The organism is Glycomyces lechevalierae, from assembly GCF_027622945.1.
Classification (GTDB): domain Bacteria; phylum Actinomycetota; class Actinomycetes; order Mycobacteriales; family Micromonosporaceae; genus Glycomyces; species Glycomyces rutgersensis.
This window is the reverse complement of the sequence record NZ_JAPZVQ010000014.1, coordinates 52,059-68,792: the sequence shown is the minus strand read 5'-3', so window position 1 is coordinate 68,792 and position 16,734 is coordinate 52,059. Positions and strand designations below refer to the sequence as shown.

11 protein-coding genes are annotated in these 16,734 nt (G+C 70.1%); 4 read left to right on the top strand and 7 right to left on the bottom strand.

All coding sequences use genetic code 11. From position 1 onward, the window contains the following. Genes narI through O2L01_RS19555 form a run of 4 tightly spaced genes read right to left on the bottom strand, consistent with a single transcriptional unit; the run spans window position 1 to window position 6,813 of the window. Window positions 1–744 carry a respiratory nitrate reductase subunit gamma gene (gene narI / locus O2L01_RS19570; RefSeq protein WP_270123704.1) on the bottom strand — a complete coding sequence of 248 codons (744 nt, stop codon included), beginning with the start codon at window positions 742–744 and terminating at the stop codon, window positions 1–3. Continuing rightward, entirely contained in the window at window positions 741–1,394 is a 654-nt protein-coding gene (gene narJ / locus O2L01_RS19565) for a nitrate reductase molybdenum cofactor assembly chaperone (RefSeq protein WP_270123703.1), read from the bottom strand. The genes narI and narJ overlap by 4 nt, the downstream gene beginning before the upstream one ends. Then, a complete protein-coding gene (gene narH / locus O2L01_RS19560) occupies window positions 1,391–3,142 on the bottom strand; it encodes a nitrate reductase subunit beta (RefSeq protein WP_270123702.1) in 1,752 nt (583 codons plus the stop codon). Before narH ends, narJ begins: the two co-directional genes overlap by 4 nt. After that, the gene (locus O2L01_RS19555) at window positions 3,142–6,813 is read right to left on the bottom strand and encodes a nitrate reductase subunit alpha (RefSeq protein ID WP_270123701.1); all 3,672 of its coding nucleotides are present in this window, start codon (window positions 6,811–6,813) and stop codon (window positions 3,142–3,144) included. The genes narH and O2L01_RS19555 overlap by 1 nt, the downstream gene beginning before the upstream one ends. 190 nt (window positions 6,814–7,003) lie before the next feature. Between O2L01_RS19555 and O2L01_RS19550 the strand changes: the two genes are divergently transcribed. The 3 genes from O2L01_RS19550 (at window position 7,004) to O2L01_RS19540 (ending at window position 10,351) form a co-directional block, all read left to right on the top strand. Beyond that, a complete protein-coding gene (locus tag O2L01_RS19550) occupies window positions 7,004–8,230 on the top strand; it encodes a nitrate/nitrite transporter (RefSeq protein WP_270123700.1) in 1,227 nt (408 codons plus the stop codon). Window positions 8,231–8,297: 67 nt separating this feature from the next. Then, a complete protein-coding gene (locus O2L01_RS19545) occupies window positions 8,298–9,167 on the top strand; it encodes an ABC transporter ATP-binding protein (protein ID WP_270123699.1) in 870 nt (289 codons plus the stop codon). Next, window positions 9,164–10,351: an ABC transporter permease gene (locus O2L01_RS19540; RefSeq protein WP_270123698.1), complete on the top strand. Its 1,188-nt coding sequence runs from the start codon at window positions 9,164–9,166 to the stop codon at window positions 10,349–10,351. The genes O2L01_RS19545 and O2L01_RS19540 overlap by 4 nt, the downstream gene beginning before the upstream one ends. Before the next feature lie 70 nt (window positions 10,352–10,421). Here O2L01_RS19540 and O2L01_RS19535 read toward each other — a convergent pair whose 3' ends face one another. The 3 genes from O2L01_RS19535 to O2L01_RS19525 all read right to left on the bottom strand — a co-directional run bounded on the left by O2L01_RS19535 (window position 10,422) and on the right by O2L01_RS19525 (window position 14,267). Beyond that, a complete protein-coding gene (locus O2L01_RS19535; RefSeq protein ID WP_270123697.1) occupies window positions 10,422–11,795 on the bottom strand; it encodes an NCS2 family permease in 1,374 nt (457 codons plus the stop codon). Between the two features lie 390 nt (window positions 11,796–12,185). After that, entirely contained in the window at window positions 12,186–13,274 is a 1,089-nt protein-coding gene (locus O2L01_RS19530) for a hypothetical protein (RefSeq protein ID WP_270123696.1), read from the bottom strand. 285 nt (window positions 13,275–13,559) lie between these two features. Then, on the bottom strand, window positions 13,560–14,267 hold the full coding sequence (locus O2L01_RS19525; protein ID WP_270123695.1) for an LPXTG cell wall anchor domain-containing protein: 708 nt from the start codon (window positions 14,265–14,267) through the stop codon (window positions 13,560–13,562). Window positions 14,268–14,421: 154 nt separating this feature from the next. Between O2L01_RS19525 and O2L01_RS19520 the strand changes: the two genes are divergently transcribed. Continuing rightward, window positions 14,422–16,701 carry a glycosyl hydrolase family 95 catalytic domain-containing protein gene (locus tag O2L01_RS19520; protein WP_270123694.1) on the top strand — a complete coding sequence of 760 codons (2,280 nt, stop codon included), beginning with the start codon at window positions 14,422–14,424 and terminating at the stop codon, window positions 16,699–16,701. Window positions 16,702–16,734: the final 33 nt, after the last annotated feature.

The following is a 16,734-nucleotide window of genomic DNA, read 5'->3' as shown; positions in this document are numbered from 1 at the left end:
CTAGGTCCAGCCCCTGCGGATCGGGCGGGAGGCCGGGGTGGGTTCGCGGCCGCGGGTTCGGTAGACCACGTACGGCCGGAAGAGGTACCAGACCGGGGCGCTGAAGGCGTGGACCAGCCTCGTGAAGGGGAAGAGCGCGAAGAGGGTCAGGCCGATCAGGGCGTGGAGCTTGAAGGCGCCGGAAGCGGCGGTCATGGCCGTGACGTCGGGTTGGAGGATGAAGATGCTCCGGAACCAGGGCGAGACGGTCTCCCGGTAGTCGACTTCGTGGCCGCCGGTCAGGCCCGCGACCGCCGACAGCAGTGTGGTCGTGAGGCCGGCGAGGATCGCCGCGACCAGGACCAGGTACATGACCTTGTCGTTCACCGTCGTCGCACTGAAGACCGGGCCGTTCGTGCGCCTGCGGTAGATGAGGAGGGCGATGCCGCCCAGCGTCGTCACGCCTGCGATGGCGCCCAGGGAAAGGGCGGTCACGTGGTACATGTCGTCGGTGATGCCGACCGCGTCGGTCCAGGTCTCCGGGATCAGCAGGCCGACCACGTGGCCGATGACGACCACGAGGAGTCCGAAGTGGAACACCGGGCTGGCGATGCGCAGGAGCCGGGACTCGTAGAGCTGCGAGGACCGGGTGGTCCAGCCGAAGCGGTCGTAGCGGTAGCGCCAGATCGTGCCGCCGATGAGGATCGCGAGCACGACGTAAGGCAGTGCACCCCAGAGCAGGTAGTCGAGGGTCGTCGGGGTCATCGCTCGGCTCCCATCGCAACCGGCATGCCGAGCGGGACCGCGGACCGGCTGCCGTAGGGGTCGAGTCCTACGTCCTCGGCCGGGGGTCCGGCGGCGGCCATTCTCGTGGCTTCGCGGCGGGCTTCGTCGGAGGGCGGGAGGGTTGCGGCCACGGCGTCCAGGACAGGGGCGTACGCGCTGCGGCAGTCGTGGAGGGCGGCGCGGAGCAATTCGATGCCGGGCTGGAAGGCGGCGAGGAGCCGCATGCCTTGGGCGGCATCGCCTCTGGCCGTGAATTCGAGGACCACCGCGAGGTGGTCGGGGAGTTCGCCGGGGTCGAGGCGCCATCCGCAGGCCGCATAGATCTCCTTGATCCGGGCCAGCGCGTGGCCGCGTCGTCGTGTGTCGCCGTCGGTGTAGTAGGTGAGGTGGAGTGCCCTGCGGCGCTTCAGGTCGAAGGTGCGGACGTAGTCGGCGCCGAGGTCGAGTTCGGTGGTGCGTCGGACGTGGTCGCAGAAGGAGCGGAGGGCCTGGGCGGGCGCGCTCTCCTGTTCCGCCAGTGCGTTTTCGATCAGAGGGAGGCGCTGGTGGAGCGTGCCGTCCGGGTAGCAGAGGAGCATCGCGGCGGCTTGGCACATCACTGATCGGCGGAGCACGGCCTGATCGTTCATTTCGCCTCCTCGTTCCGGACCTGCTGGTCGCGTTCGGGGCTGTGCTTCTGGTCCCGTGCCGAGCTGTGCTTCTGGTCCCGTGCCGAGCTGTGCTTCTGGTCCCGTGCCGGGAACAACCCCGGCGGTCTGCCGTTGCCGTCCCAGTTGAGGAGGTTGAAGCGGCGGGCGGCGCCGGCGGCGTCGTCGCTGGTCTGGCGGTCGCGGAGGGCGTGGAACGTCTCGACGCTGGCGGGTTGCGGTGTACCGGAGGCCTCGCCGAAGGGGCCGCCCATGCCGGGGCCGCCCTCGAAGTCGAGGGAGCAGCCTATTTCGTCGATGACGCCGCGGTCGGCCTCGTCGACGCCGTAGGCGGTGGGGATGACGTACCGGTCGTCGTATTTGGCGAGGGCGAGGAGGCGGTACATCTGCTCGATGTCCCTGCCGGTCAAGCCGACCGCCTCGGCGATCGTCTCGTCCGGGGTGTCGCCGAGGTTGAGGCGGCGCATGTGGGCGCGCATGGCGGCGAGGCGGTTGAGCACGGCCTTCACGGGTTCGGTGTCACCCGCGGTGAAGAGTTCGGCGAGGTATTCGATCGGGATGCGGAGGGTGTCGACGGCGGCGAAGAGGTTGTCGGCGTCCTCGCCGTCGTGCCCGGTCTCGCTGAGGGCGTCGACCACGGGCGAGAGCGGCGGGATGTACCAGACCATCGGCATCGTGCGGTACTCCGGGTGGAGTGGGAGGGCGACGCGGAATCGCTTGGCGAGCATGTGGATCGGGGAGCGCTGGGCGGATTCGATCCAGCGCTGGGGGATGCCGTCGCGGAGGGCGGCGGCCTGGACGTCGGGGTCGTCGGGGTCGAGGAAGACGTCGAGCTGGGCTTCGTAGAGGTCGCGTTCGTCCTTGACCGCGGCGGCCTTGCCGACGCGTTCGACGTCGTACAGGATGACGCCGAGGTAGCGGAGGCGCCCGACGCAGGTCTCGGAGCAGACGGTGGGCATGCCGACCTCGACGCGCGGGTAGCAGAGGGTGCACTTCTCGGCCTTGCCGGTCTTGTGGTTGAAGTAGACCTTCTTGTAGGGGCAGCCGGTGACGCACATGCGCCAGCCGCGGCACTTGTCCTGGTCCACGAGGACGATGCCGTCCTCGGCCCGCTTGTACATGGCGCCGGAGGGGCAGGAGGCGACGCAACTCGGGTTGAGGCAGTGCTCGCAGATGCGGGGCAGGTAGAACATGAAGCTCTGCTCGTACTCGAACTTGACCTTGTCGCCGATCTTCTTGACGATCGGGTCCTGGGAGCCGAGCTCTTCGCCGCCGGCGAGGTCGTCGTCCCAGTTCGCGGACCACTCGATCTGCATGGGGTCGCCGGTGATGAGCGAGCGGGGCCGGGCGCCGGGGATGTCGTCGCCGAGCGGCGCGGAGACGAGGTGCTCGTAGTCGTACGTCCAGGGCTCGTAGTAGTCCTGTATGGACGGCATCTTGGGGTTGGCGAAGATGGTGGCGAGCCTCTTGAGGCGCCCGCCCGCGCGGGGCTTGAGTCGGCCTGCGGCCGTGCGCTTCCAGCCGCCCTGCCAGCGGTCCTGGTCCTCGTGCTGGCGGGGGTAGCCCTGGCCGGGGCGGGTCTCGACGTTGTTGAACCAGACGTACTCGACGCCGCCGCGGTTGGTCCAGGCCTGCTTGCAGGTGACGGAGCAGGTGTGGCAGCCGATGCACTTGTCGAGGTTCATGACCATGGCGACCTGGGCCATGACCTTGCCGATGCGCTGCGCCATCAGTACTGGACCTCCGTGGTGCGCTTGCGGACGACGGTGACTTCGTCGCGCTGGTTGCCGGTGGGGCCGATGTAGTTGAACGCGTAAGAGAACTGCGCGTACCCGCCGATGAGGTGGGTGGGCTTGACGAGGAGGCGCGTGAGGGAGTTGTGGATGCCTCCGCGCTTGCCGGTCGTCTCCGTTTTGGGGACGTCCACTACGCGTTCCTGCGCGTGGTACATGTACACCGTCCCTTGCGGCATGCGATGGGAGACGACGAGGCGGGCGGCGACGACGCCGTTGCGGTTGACGGCTTCGACCCAGTCGTTGTCCTTGGCGCCGATGGCTTCCGCGTCCTGCGGGCTCATCCAGATGTTGGGGCCGCCGCGGGAGAGGGTGAGCATGAGCAGGTTGTCCTGGTACTCGGAGTGGATGGACCACTTGGAGTGCGGGGTGAGGTAGCGGACGGCGACGGCCTTCTCGCCAGTCGGGCCGACCTCGGGTTCGCCGAACAACTGGTGCATGTTGAGCGGCGGGCGGTAGACGGGGAGGGCTTCGCCGAACTCGTGCATCCAGTCGTGGTCGAGATAGAAATGCATGCGGCCGGTGAGGGTGTGCCAGGGTTTGTCGTGTTCGAGGTTGATGGTGAAGGGCGAGTAGCGGCGGTCGTGCGCCTCCTTGCCAGACCATTCGGGGCTCGCGCCGACGGGCGTGGGGCCGTGCTGAGTGTCGGAGAAGACGACGCGGCGTTCGGCGGAGCCGTGTATCAGCTCGTCGAAGTCGGTGCCGACGCGGGCGGCGAGGCGCTGGAAGCCTTGGGCGGCAAGGCGTCCGTTGCTGGTGCCGGAGAGGGCGAGGATCATCTCGCAGGCTTTGACGTCGGTGTCGATGAGCGGGCGGCCCGTGGCGGGGGCCTCGGTGGAGGTGCCGTTGCGCTGGGCGAGCCAGCCGATCTCGACGTCGGGGGTGAACGAGACGCCTTTGACGGGAAGGCCTTTGGTCTCGGCGAGCGGGCCGAGCGCCCGCATTTTGGCGGCCACGGCGGGGTAGTCGCGTTCGACGGCGATGATCGCGGGCGCGGTCTTGCCCGGGACGGGCGGCACGCCGGCGGCCTTCCAGTCCGGGGCGATGCCGCCGGGCTGGGCGAGTTCGCCCGGGGTGTCGTGCTGGTGGGGCGCGGCGACGAGGTCGGTGGCGGTGCCGAGGTGCTCGGCGGCGAGCTCGGAGAAGCGGCGGGCGAGGGCGTGGAACGCCTCGAAGTCGGTGCGGGCCTGCCAGGGCGGGTCGATGGCGGGCGAGAAGGCGTGCACGAACGGATGCATGTCCGTTGTGGACAGGTCGTGCTTCTCGTACCAGGTGGCGGCCGGGAGCACGATGTCGGAGAGCAGGGTCGTCGAGGTCATGCGGAAGTCGAGGGAGAGGAGGAGGTCGAGTTTCCCTTGGGGCGCTCGGCCGTGCCACACGACGTCCGCCGGGCGGTCGGCCGGGCCGGCCTGCTCGCCTTGCACGGAGTTCTGGGTGCCGAGCAGGTGCTTGAGGAAGTACTCGTCGCCTTTCGCGCTGGAGCCGAACAGGTTCGCGCGCCAGACGGTGAGGACGCGCGGCCAGTTCTCGGGCGCGTCCGGGTCCTCGCAGGCGAAGCGGAGGTCGCCGGTGGCGAGTTCGCGGGCGATGTACGCGGCCGGTTCGAGCCCGGCCTCGCGGGCTTCCTGCGCGAGGAGCAGCGGGTTGCGGTTGAACGTGGGGTAGGACGGCATCCAGCCCATACGCGCGGAGGCGGCGATGAGGTCGGCGGTGTGGGTGGCCCCGATCGTGCCGGGGCCCGTGGCGGCAGTGAGCGCGTCGGCCTTGTAGGTGTCGTACCGCCACTGGTCGGTGTGCAGGTACCAGTACGGGGTCGCGGCCATGAAGCGGGCGGGGCGGGTCCAGTCCATCGCCGATGCGTATGCGGCCCAACCGGTCTGGGTGCGGCATTTCTCCTGGCCGACGTAGTGGGCCCAGCCGCCGCCGTTCCTGCCCTGGCAGCCGGTGAGGAGCAGGAGGGTGAGGAACGCGCGGTACATGGTGTCGCCGTGGAACCACTGGTTCGTGCCCGCGCCGAGCACGATCATCGCGCGTCCGCCCGAATCCCTTGCGGTGGCGGCGAGCTCGCGGGCGATGCGGATGGTCCGGTCGGCCCTCACGGAGGTGATCGACTCCGACCAGGCGGGCGTGCACGGCTGCGAGGCGTCGTCGTAGCCGCCGGGCCACTGCCCCGGGAGGCCGGGGCGGGCCACGCCGTACTGGGCCAGGAGCAGGTCGAAGACGGTGGTGACCAGGCGGCCTTCGACTCGCCGGACCGGGACGCCTCGAACCATCGCGTCCCCGTCGCCGTCGAAGCGCGGCAACGCGATCGCCTCGGTCTCGCAGCCCTCGGCGTGGAAGCTGAGCAGCGGCTCGGCGCCTTCCAGGTCGAGGTTCCAGTTGCCCGAGTGCTCCTCGTCCCACCGGTGGCCGAGGGTGCCGTGCGGGGCGCGGGGCTCATCAGTGCGCGCGTCGATGAAGACCGGCTTCCATTCGGCGTACGGCTCCTCGCCGGGCAGGGCGTCTCGGCGCAGGAACTTGCCCGGCACCAGACCGCCTTCGCGCTCGATGAGTTCGACCAGGAACGGCAGGTCGGTGTACTTGCGCACGTATGCGTCGAAGGCCTCCGTGCGCCGGTCCACGAAGTGCTCCTTGAGGATCACATGGCCCATCGCCATCGCCAGCGCGCCGTCGGTGCCCGGGTGCGGGGCGAGCCATTCGTCCGCGAACTTCGCGGCGTCGTTGTAGTCGGGGGCGACCGTGACGACCTTCTGGCCCCGGTAGCGGGCCTCGGCCATCCAGTGCGCGTCCGGGGTGCGGGTGACGGGCACGTTCGAGCCCCAGAGCATGAGGTACGCGGCGTCCCACCAGTCCCCCGACTCGGGCACGTCGGTCTGGTCGCCGAAGACCTGCGGGGACGCGACGGGGAGGTCGGCGTACCAGTCGTAGAAGGAGAGCATCGAGCCGCCGAGGAGGTTCACGAAGCGGGCGCCCACGCCGTGCGAGACCTGCGACATCGCGGGGATCGGGCTGAAGCCGGCGATGCGGTCGGGGCCGTACGCGCCGATGGTGTGCACGTGGGCGGCGGCGGCGATCTCGACCGCCTCGTCCCAGGTGATGCGCACGAGGCCGCCCTTGCCGCGCGCGGACTGGTAGCGGCGGCGCTTGTCCGGGTCGGTCGTGACCTCGGCCCAGGCGGCGACCGGATCGCCAAGGCGCGCTTTGGCTTCGCGGTACATCTCGATGAGGACGCCGCGCCCGTACGGGTAGCGCACGCGGGTCGGCGAGTAGGTGTACCAGGAGAACGCGGCGCCGCGGGGGCAGCCGCGCGGCTCGTACTCGGGGCGGTCGGGGCCGACGGAGGGGTAGTCGGTCGCCTGGGTCTCCCAGGTGATGATGCCGTCCTTGACGTACACGTTCCACGAGCAGGAGCCGGTGCAGTTGACGCCGTGGGTGGAGCGCACGACCTTGTCGTGGCTCCAGCGGTCGCGGTAGAACACGTCGCCTTCGCGGCCGCCCTGCTTGAACACGACGCGCTTGTCCTCTGTGGATTCGGAGCGGGTGAGGAAGAGGCCGGTCCGCAGGAGGAGGTCGGCGGCGGCGGGGGCGGCCTCGTCGGTGTGCGGCATGCGGCAGGCTCCCTTCGGACGGCGTGCGGTGACTCCTGTATGGAAGCAGGCGCCCGCTGCCCAGATTAGGGTCTTTGGTCCCTTCAAAGAGGACTAATCGGCATACTGTCCGCGGGACCAGGAGCCGTTCCGCGCCGCCGCGAACCTTGCGAGAGTGGCGCATGTACCCGTTCCCTCGAGGAGGCCGCAGATGAGCACCGGATCGACCACCGCCGCGAGGGCGGCCGTGCAGCGGGGGGCCGGCCAGAACCTCGCGCTCGCGACCGCCGCGTTCGCGCTGACGTTCTGGGCGTGGAACCTCATCGGCCCGCTCTCGAAGACCTACGCCGACCGGCTCGACCTCGACCCGACGCAGCTCTCGGTCCTCGTCGCGTTCCCGGTGCTCGTGGGCGCGGTCGGGCGCATCCCGGCGGGCATCCTCACCGACCGGTTCGGCGGGCGGGTCATGCTCACCGCCGCGTGCTTCGTCTCGATCGTGCCCGTGCTGCTCGTGGGCCTCTCCGGCAATTCGTATGCGGCCCTGCTGGTCTCGGGGTTCCTGCTCGGCATCGCGGGCACGTCGTTCGCGGTCGGCATCCCGTTCGTGAACGCCTGGTACCCGCCCGCGAAGCGCGGGTTCGCGACCGGGATCTTCGGCGCGGGCATGGGCGGCACCGCGCTCTCGGCGTTCCTCACGCCGCGGCTCGTGGACGGCATGGGGCTCTTGGCCACCCACCTCGTCATGTGCGCCGCGCTCGCCGTCATGGGCGTGATCGTGTGGGCGTCCGCGCGCAACGCCCCGCAGTGGCGGCCCTCGACCGAGCCGGCACTGCCGCGCCTCAAGGCCGTCATGAGGCTCAAGGTCACCTGGCAGATGTCGCTGCTGTACGCCATCGCGTTCGGCGGGTTCGTCGCGTTCTCGACCTACCTGCCGACGATGCTGGTGTCCGCGTACGGCCTCGCGCAGACCGACGCGGGCCTGCGCACGGCCGGGTTCAGCCTCGCCGCGGTCGTCGCCCGCCCGGCCGGCGGGATCCTCTCGGACAAGGTCGGGCCGCTCAAGGTCTGCCTCACCTCCTTCTTCGGGGCCGCGATCATGGCCGTGGTCCTCTCCTTCGAACCGCCCCTGGAGATCCCGGCCGGGGCCTCGTTCGTCCTCATGGCGCTGTTCCTCGGCCTCGGCACCGGCGGCGTGTTCGCGCTGGTGGCCGAGCTCGTCGACCCGGCCCGCGTCGGCGGCGTCACGGGGATCGTGGGCGCGGCGGGCGGCCTCGGCGGGTACTTCCCGCCGCTCATCATGGGCGCGAACTACCAGGCGAACGGCGACTACACGATCGGGCTGCTGCTGCTCGCGGTCACGGCGCTGCTGGTCGGGCTGTTCACCCTCAAGGCGTTCCGGAAACTCCCGCAGGCCGACCTGATTACTCCTCGCGAATGAACGCGGCCGGGCCGGAATCCGCCTCAAGGCGGAGGATCCGGCCCGATCCGCGTCCTAGGGTGAGGACATGCTCGAAATCAAGGACCTGCACAAGCGGTTCGGCGACACCGTCGCGCTCGACGGTGTCTCGCTCACCGCCGCCCCCGGCGAAGTGGTCGGGTTCGTCGGCGCGAACGGCGCCGGCAAGACCACCACCATGCGCATCGCGATGGGCGTCCTCGCCGCGGACAGCGGCCGGATCGTCTACGACGGCGCCCCGCTCGACGTCGCCGCGCGCCGCCGCTTCGGTTACATGCCTTCGGAACGAGGGCTGTACCCGAAGATGAAGACCGCCGAGCAGATCGCGTACTTCGGTGAGCTGCACGGCATGAGCCGCGCCGAGGCCAGGCGCTCGGCCGCCGCCCTGCTCGAGCAGTTGAACCTGACCGAGCGCGCCGGCGACTTCGTGCAGGACCTCTCCCTCGGCAACCAGCAGCGCGTCCAGCTCGCCGTCTCGCTCGTGCACGACCCCGAGGCGCTCATCCTCGACGAGCCCTTCTCGGGCCTCGACCCGATCGCCGTGGACGTCATGGGCACCGCCCTCAAGGACCGCGCCGCGGACGGCGCGCCCGTCATCTTCTCCAGCCACCAGCTCGACCTCATCGAACGGCTCTGCGACTCCGTCGTCATCATCGGCAACGGGAAGATCATCGCCGCCGGATCGGTGGAGGAGCTGAAGGCCAAGGAGGTCAAGCAGTTGCGCGTGTGCGTCCAGACCGCCCAGGACCTCACCGGCGCGTTCCCCGGCACCGTGACCCGTGACGGGGACGACTACCTCGTGGAGGACGCCGACGACCAGGAGGTGCTGCGTATCGCCGCCGCGGCCGGGCGCGTCACCCACTTCGCGTACGACCAGCCCACCATCGCCGAGATCTTCCGAGAGGCCGTGACCCGATGAGCGCCCAGATCCCCGAGACCTCCCGACTGCGGGGCCTCATGCTGGTGGCCGGACGCGAGATCCGCGTGCGCGGCCTCGCGAAGTCGAACATCATCAGCCTCATCGTCACCGTCGTCATCGTCGGCGTGCTCGCGGCGCTGCCGACCATCATCGGCGGCGGCGACGATGAGGACGCGAAGATCGGCCTCACCGGAGCGACCGCGCCCGCGATGCAGGCCCAGCTCGAAGCCATGGGCGGCTTCGACATCACGGTCTACGACTCCGCCGCGGACGCCGAGAAGGCCGTCGCGGACGAGGACGTCGAGGCGGCCGTGGCCGACGGCGCGCTCTACAGCCGCGACGGCGTCGCCAACGATGTCGAGACGCAGATCGACAGCGCCTGGCAGGCCGCGAGCGTCCAGACGAACCTCGCGAACGCCGGCCTCAGCGACCAGGAGATCGCCGGGGCCCTCACCGTGCAGCCGCTCGAGTTCGTGACCCTCGAGTCCGGCGGCGCCAGCGGCCCGCTCGACTACTTCACCGGCCTGATCATCTCCATCATCATGTTCATGATGCTCATGACCCCGGTCCAGTACATCGCCATGGGCGTCGTCGAGGAGAAGTCCAGCCGCATCGTCGAGATCCTGCTGACCAGCCTCAAGCCCTGGCAGCTCTTGGGCGGCAAGGTCATCGGCCTCGGCGTGATCTCCCTGGTCAACCTCGTCGCGATGGTCGCCGTCGGTCTCGGCGTCACCGCCGCCACCGGCATGCTCGGCGACCTGCCGCCGGGCACCGCCTCCGCGGCGGTCTCCACGATCGGCTGGTGGCTCATCGCGCTCGTCCTCTTCGGGACGCTCGCGGGCGGCGTCGGCTCGCTCGTCTCCCGCCAGGAGGAGGCCGGGTCGGTCCTGACCCCGCTCATCATGTCGCTCACCTTGAGCTACCTCGGCGCGATCTTCCTGCTCAACGCGCCCACGAGCACCTTCGCGAAGGTGCTCTCGATCGTGCCGCCGTTCTCGGCCATCGCCATGCCCACCCGCATGGCCGTCGCCGACGTCCCGGCCTGGCAGATCGCCCTCGCCATCGGACTCCTCGTCGTCGCCGCGGCCGGGGCGCTCGCGCTCGGCGCGCAGCTCTACAAGCGCAGCGTGCTGTACACGGGTTCGCGCCTGAAGCTGAAGGAGGCGCTGCGCCGCGCGGCGTAGCCGGACGAGCAAGGGCCCGGGGTTTCCCCCGGGCCCTTTTCGCCTGTCCTGCTTACTCAGTGAGGCGGTACTACTCGGTCAAGAAGAAGAAGTATCCGATCGAGGCGAGCATGAGGACCCACGCGATCGGGTGCACTTCCCTCCAGCGGCCCTTGGCGGCCATCATGATCGGGAAGAACACGAGGCCCAGCGCGATGCCGTTCGAGATCGAGTAGGTCAGCGGCATCACGGCCACGATGAGGAACGCCGGGATCGCGTACTCGAGCTTGACCCATTCGATCTGGCCGAGCGCCTTCGCCATGAGCACGCCCACGACGATCAGCGCGGGCGCGGTGACCGCCGGGTTGTTCGCGAACAGGCCGAACACCGGGAACGCCACGAGCGACACGAGGAACCAGAAGCCCGTGGTCACGGCCGTGAGGCCGGTGCGGCCGCCGACCGAGACGCCCGCCGTGGACTCGATGTACGCCGTGGTCGTCGAGGTGCCGAGCACCGCGCCGGCCGAGGTCGCGATCGAGTCGGTGGCGAGGGCGCGGCCCGCGCGCGGCAGCTTGCCGTCCTCCTTGACGAGGCCGGCCTGGCCCGCGACGGCGAACAGCGTGCCGGCGGTGTCGAAGAAGTCCACGAACAGCATGGTCAGGATGACCGCGATCATGTGCACCGTGAACGCGTCCTCGAAGCCGGTGAAGGCCGCGCCGAACGAGTCGAGGTTCGGCGTGAAGCCGTCCGCGAGCTTGAAGTCGATGACGCCGGTGAGGACACCCGCGACCAGCGTGGCGAGCATCCCGTAGAAGACGCCGCCCTTCCAGCCCAGGACCATGAACACGGCGGTGACGAGGAGTCCGAAGACGGTGAGGCGGACCGTGCCGTCGGAGAAGTCCCCGATGGTCACGAACGTCGCCGGGTCGGCGGCGACCACGCCGCCGCCCTTCAGGCCGATGAAGGCGATGAACAGGCCGATGCCCGCGCCGACGGCGAGCTTGAGCTGCGTCGGGATCGCGTTCACGATCGCCTCGCGCGCACCGGTGACGGCGAGGATGAAGAACAGCACGCCCGAGACGAGCGTGCCGGTCAGCGCGGTCTGCCACGGGATGCCGAGCGTCATCACCACGGTGAACGCGAAGAACGCGTTCAGGCCCATGCCGGGCGCCGTGGCGATCGGGTAGCGGGCCCACAGGCCCATGACCAGGCAGCCGAGCGCGGAGGCCAGCGCGGTCGCGGTGAAGACCGCGCCCGGGTTGGGGGCGTCGAAGCCTTCGGCGGTCAGCGCGAAGCTGAGGATGCCGGGGTTGACGGCGAGGATGTACGCCATCGCGAGGAAGGTCGTGGTCCCGGCGAGGACCTCGCGCTTCCAGTTGGTCTTGTTCTCGGTCATCCCGAAGAACTTGTCGACGCTGCCGGGCTGCGGCGCGTCCTTCTTCTCTTCTGTGGCGTCGGTTGCCATGTGACGGGCACTCCTGTGCGGGCGCGGTGCGATGCCGGGCAGCGGGCACCTCGGGAAACAGGGTAACGGGGCAGGTACTGAACCTGCCGGTAATGTACCGGGTCCGGCGCGGTGAAGAAAGTGTTCGGGCCCCGCGAATGTGAGTTTTACGCGCCCGATATGACGAGGAAAACAAGCGACGCCCCGGAGCCAAGGGGGGGACGGCTCCGGGGCGTCGACTTAGGGTCGAGCCCCCGGTGGCAGGATTCCGGGGGCTCGACAAGGACCGCACCGTCAAGCAGCGGGCGGTAGTCGAAGTGCCTCTACCCGACGAATCGGGCTTCCTGCCTTGAGACAACTGCTAAACGCGGCGGCGACACGACCGGTTGCATAACAGTTCGGTAACGGCCGCTACGCCTCTTCAGTGCTGCTGCGACGGCTCATGAAGACGAGGATCACGGCGCCGACCACCAGGAGCGCGCCGGCCGCGGCGAGGACCCAGATGAGCGGGGAGCCCGTGGTCGGCAGCGAGGCTACCGGCGTGGTCGAGGGCTGGTGCGGCGTCGAGGTCGACGCTGCCGGGCTGGAGGACTGCTCGCCGGGGCTGGTGGTCGCCTCGCCCGGAGTGGTGGTCTCCTCGTCAGGGCTGGAGGGCTCCTCGGCCGGGGAGGTGGTCTCCTCATCGGGGCTCGACGGCTCTTCGGCAGGCGACGTGGTCTCCTCGACCGGGCTGGAAGGTTCTTCGACCGGGGTGGTGGTCTCCTCGCCGGGGCTCGACGGCTCCTCCGCCGGGGTGGTGGTCTCCTGCCCCGGACTGGACGGCTCCTCGACGGGAGTCGTGGTCTCTTCCCCAGGGCTGGAAGGCTCCTCGACCGGGGTGGTGGTCTCTTCGCCGGGACTCGACGGCTCCTCAGCCGGAGTCGTCGTCTCCTCACCAGGACTGGACGGTTCCTCAGCCGGGGTGGTGGTCTCCTCCCCAGGGCTGGAAGGCTCCTCGGCCGGGGTCGTCGTCTCCTCCCCCGGTTCGTCCTCGGTCGCCGGGCAGGCGTGGGTCAGGTTGAACTTGTACTTGTCCTTCACCTCGTCGAGGTCCACCTGGGCGTCGGCGTCGATGAGGGTCAGCCCAGCGGGCGTCACGATGTACGCCTTGTTGTCGCCGCTGCCGCTGACGATCCCGCCGTCGTCGTCGGTGTTGTAGCGCAGGACGTTGCCGTCCTCGTCGGTGAAGACCGCTTCGATGTACTTGAAGTTGCCTTCGGCCGGAACCGAAGACGGCAGCACGAACACCCAGCCGTCGAGCCAGTCCGCCGTGTCGCCCGGGATCTGGTCGCAGCTGTGGGTCGAGAACTGCTCCGCCGTGGTCGGCACGTTGCCCGGGTTGATCGGGATCGTCTTGTAGTCCGCCGCGAGGGCGGGAAGGGCGAACGCGAGCGCGATGGATCCCGCCAGACCCGCGCCGGCCGCGGCGGCGAGGGTCTTGTGGCGGCGTGTGAGTTTCACAGGGTCGTCTCCGTGATCGGGGAGTGGTCAGAGCGGTCGAACGCGCCGGTTTCGACCGTTTCGTCTACGGCGCAGCCGTATTCGAGGATGGGCACTCCTTTCACGCGGCCGAGTGCGGGCAAGTTGCGTCTCTTTCGGATGACTGCGGGCTCGGCCGAACGGTTGACCTGCGGAGATGTATCAAAGGGGGGCGAACACGACGACGCCCCCGGGGTCGGGACCCGGGGGCGTCGTCTCATCGAGGGGGTGCGGTCCGGGCCGTGGGTCCCGGATCGCGTTGGCGGACTACCAGTCCTGGGCCTCGCGGCGGCGGCGCAGGTACATGAACGCCGCGGCGCCGGCGGCGGCGAGCGCGGCGGCCGAGACGAGGGCGATCGTCAGCGGGGCGCCGGTGGTGGGCAGGGACGAGCCGGCCGGGGAGGTCGACTCCTCGCCGGGGGTGCCGCTCTCACCGGGGGTCTCCGAACCCGGGGACGTGGTCTCCTCGCCGGGCGAGGACGGCTGCTCGACCGGGCTGGACTCCTCCTCGCCCGGGGTGCCCGGGCAGGTGTGGGTCAGGTTGAACTGGGCGCCTTCGTCCGGGTCCTCGACGTCGGCTTCGGCGTCCACCAGGGTCCAGCCGAGCGGCGCGGTGATGTACGCCTTGTTGTCGCCCGAGCCGGAGACGATGCCGCCGTCGCCGTCGGTGCTGAGGACGTGCTCGACGCCCTCGGCGTCCTCGAAGGTCGCGGTGACCGAGATGAAGTTGCCTTCGGCGCCCGCGGCGGCCGGGAGGACGAAGACCCAGCCGTCGACGCCGACTCCCTGGCCGTCAGGGAGGTTGTCGCAGGAGTTCTGGAAGTCCTCGGCGGTCGTGGGCACATTGCCGGGGTTGATGGGGATCGTGACGATCGCGGCCTGCGCGGCCGAGGCGAGGGCGAGCGAGCCGACGAGGCCCGCCGCGGCGGAGAGGCCGAAGCGACCGGCCTGCTTGAGGGAGTGCTTGAGTTCCACTGGGTTGCTCTCTTTTTCATCTGCCAGGAAGAGAATGTGCCGGATTCATGATGGGCATTCTCATCACGCGGCCGGAGTGGGCGGGGTTGCAGCTCGATACGGTAACGAAGGGTCGAGCCTGCCCCGGAGATCGTAGATCCTATAGGATCTACGTATGTCTGCAGCATTGAAGCTCACCTACGACACCGCCCCCGGCGCCTGGCACGAGGGCCTTCCCATCGGGGAGGGCCGCATCGGCGCGATGCTGTGGGGCCCGCGCATCGAACTCAACGAGGACGGCTTCTGGGCGGGCGACGGATCCTGGAGTGTTCCCGAAGGCGCCGAAGGTCTCGCCGCCCAGGCCGCCGAAGCGGTCCGCCGCGGCGACTACTTCGCCGCCGACCAGCTCGTGACCGGCATGACCGGCAAGGAGTGCGACGCGTACCAGCCCGCCGGCGCGTTCGTCGCGACGCACACCGGCAGCGCCTCTGAAAACCCTGCGGCAGGGGAACGGCGCGAACTCGACCTGCGCGACGGCGTCGCCGCGATCGTGCGCGGCCGCGTCGCCCACCAGGCCTTCGCCTCCGCCGCGTACCAGGTCATCGCCCTGCGGTGGACCGCCGACGACCCCTTCGATCTCGACCTCCGCTTCGAATGGCCCCACGAGGGCGGCGAATCCGCTTCCAGCGCAACGGGATTCGAGTTCACCGGGTTCGCGCCCATCAGCGTCGCGGGCGGCGTCGCCGACTACTCGTCAGCCGAAGGCGTGCGGCGCCTCGGACTCAGCACGCGGCTCCGCACCGACGGCGAAGTCACCGAGATCGACGGCGGCCACCGCTTCACCGGGTGCCGCGAGATCGAGGTCTACGTCGCCCTCCGCTCCGACTTCGACGAGCAGGCGGCACTCGAGGCCGCCCGCGCCGAAGCCGAGCGGGCCGCCGCCGACGGCTGGCAGACCCTCCTCGACACGCACGTCACCGCGCACCGCGAGGTCATGGACCGCGTCGCCCTCGACCTCCGTCCACAGGCCCCTGTGGACACTGCTGCGGACAATGCGACCACGGCCGAGCGCCTGCACCGCCGCGCCGCCGGCGGCCAGGACGAGGACCTCGCCGTGCTCGCCTTCCAGTTCGGCCGCTACCTCCTCATCGGCTCCTCGCGGCCCGGCACCCAGCCCGCGAACCTGCAGGGCATCTGGAACCACCACGTCACCCCGCCGTGGAACTGCGACTACACCACGAACATCAACGTGGAGATGAACTACTGGCCCGCCGAGACCTGCGCGCTGCCGGAGTTCCACGAGCCCCTGTTCGACCTCGTCGGCGACCTCGCACGCACCGGCGTCGAGACCGCGCGCCGCCTCTACGACGCGGGCGGCTGGTGCTGCCACCACAACACCGACTACTGGCGCCTCACCACGCCGGTGCAGCACCGGGCGTGCTGGCAGAACTGGCCCATGGCCGGCCTGTGGCTCTCCATGCACATCGCCGAGCGCTGGCGTTTCTCCCGCGACGAGGAGTTCCTGGCCGACCGCCTGCCGGTCGTCCTCGGCGCGGCCCGGTTCGCATTCGACCGCCTCTCGGAGGGCAGGGAAGGCACGCTCGTCACGAGCCCCGCCACCAGCCCCGAGAACGAATTCGTGACCCCCCAGGGGAACTCGGCGGTCGACGAGTCCACCGGGATGGACGCGACGCTCGTGCGCGAGCTGTTCGCGTTCGTCCTCGAAGCCGCCGACGTCGTGGCCGAGACCCTGCACGGCGACGACCTCCAGCTCGTCAAGGGCATCAAGGAGGCCATGCCGAGCCTCGCCGGGCCGAAGATCGGCGCCGACGGGCGACTCCTCGAATGGGCCGCCGAGCACGAGGAGTCCGAGCCGCACCACCGGCACGTCTCCCACCTGTACGGGGTCTACCCCGGCGACTCGTTCGCCGACTCCCCCGAACTCCTCGACGCCGCGAAGAAGAGCCTCGAAGCGCGCGGCGACGCCGGCACCGGCTGGTCCCTCGCGTGGAAGACCGCGCTGTGGGCGCGCCTGGGCGACGGCGACCGCGCCCACCGCCTGCTCGGGGAGTTCCTGACGCCCGTGGGCTTCCGCGGCGAAGGCGTCGAGTACGCCGACGGCGGGGTCTACGCGTCGCTGCTGTGCGCGCACCCGCCGTTCCAGATCGACGGGAACTTCGGCACCACCGCCGCGATCGCCGAGATGCTCGTCCAGTCGCACCGCACCCAGGACGGCGCGCCCGTCCTCGAACTGCTGCCCGCGCTGCCGAGCGCCTGGCCCGAAGGCGAGGTCCGCGGCCTGCGGGCCCGCGGCGGCGTCACGATCGAGCGCCTCGCCTGGAGCGGCGGCGAGGTCACCGCGCTCGAGCTCGTGTCCTCCTGCGACACCGCGGTGATCGTCCGGGGCGAGGCCGTGCGCCTCGCGCAGGGCCAGCGCTGGAGCGTCACGTACTAAAAAAGCGCACTACTAAGGACGCAAGGGAGCGGC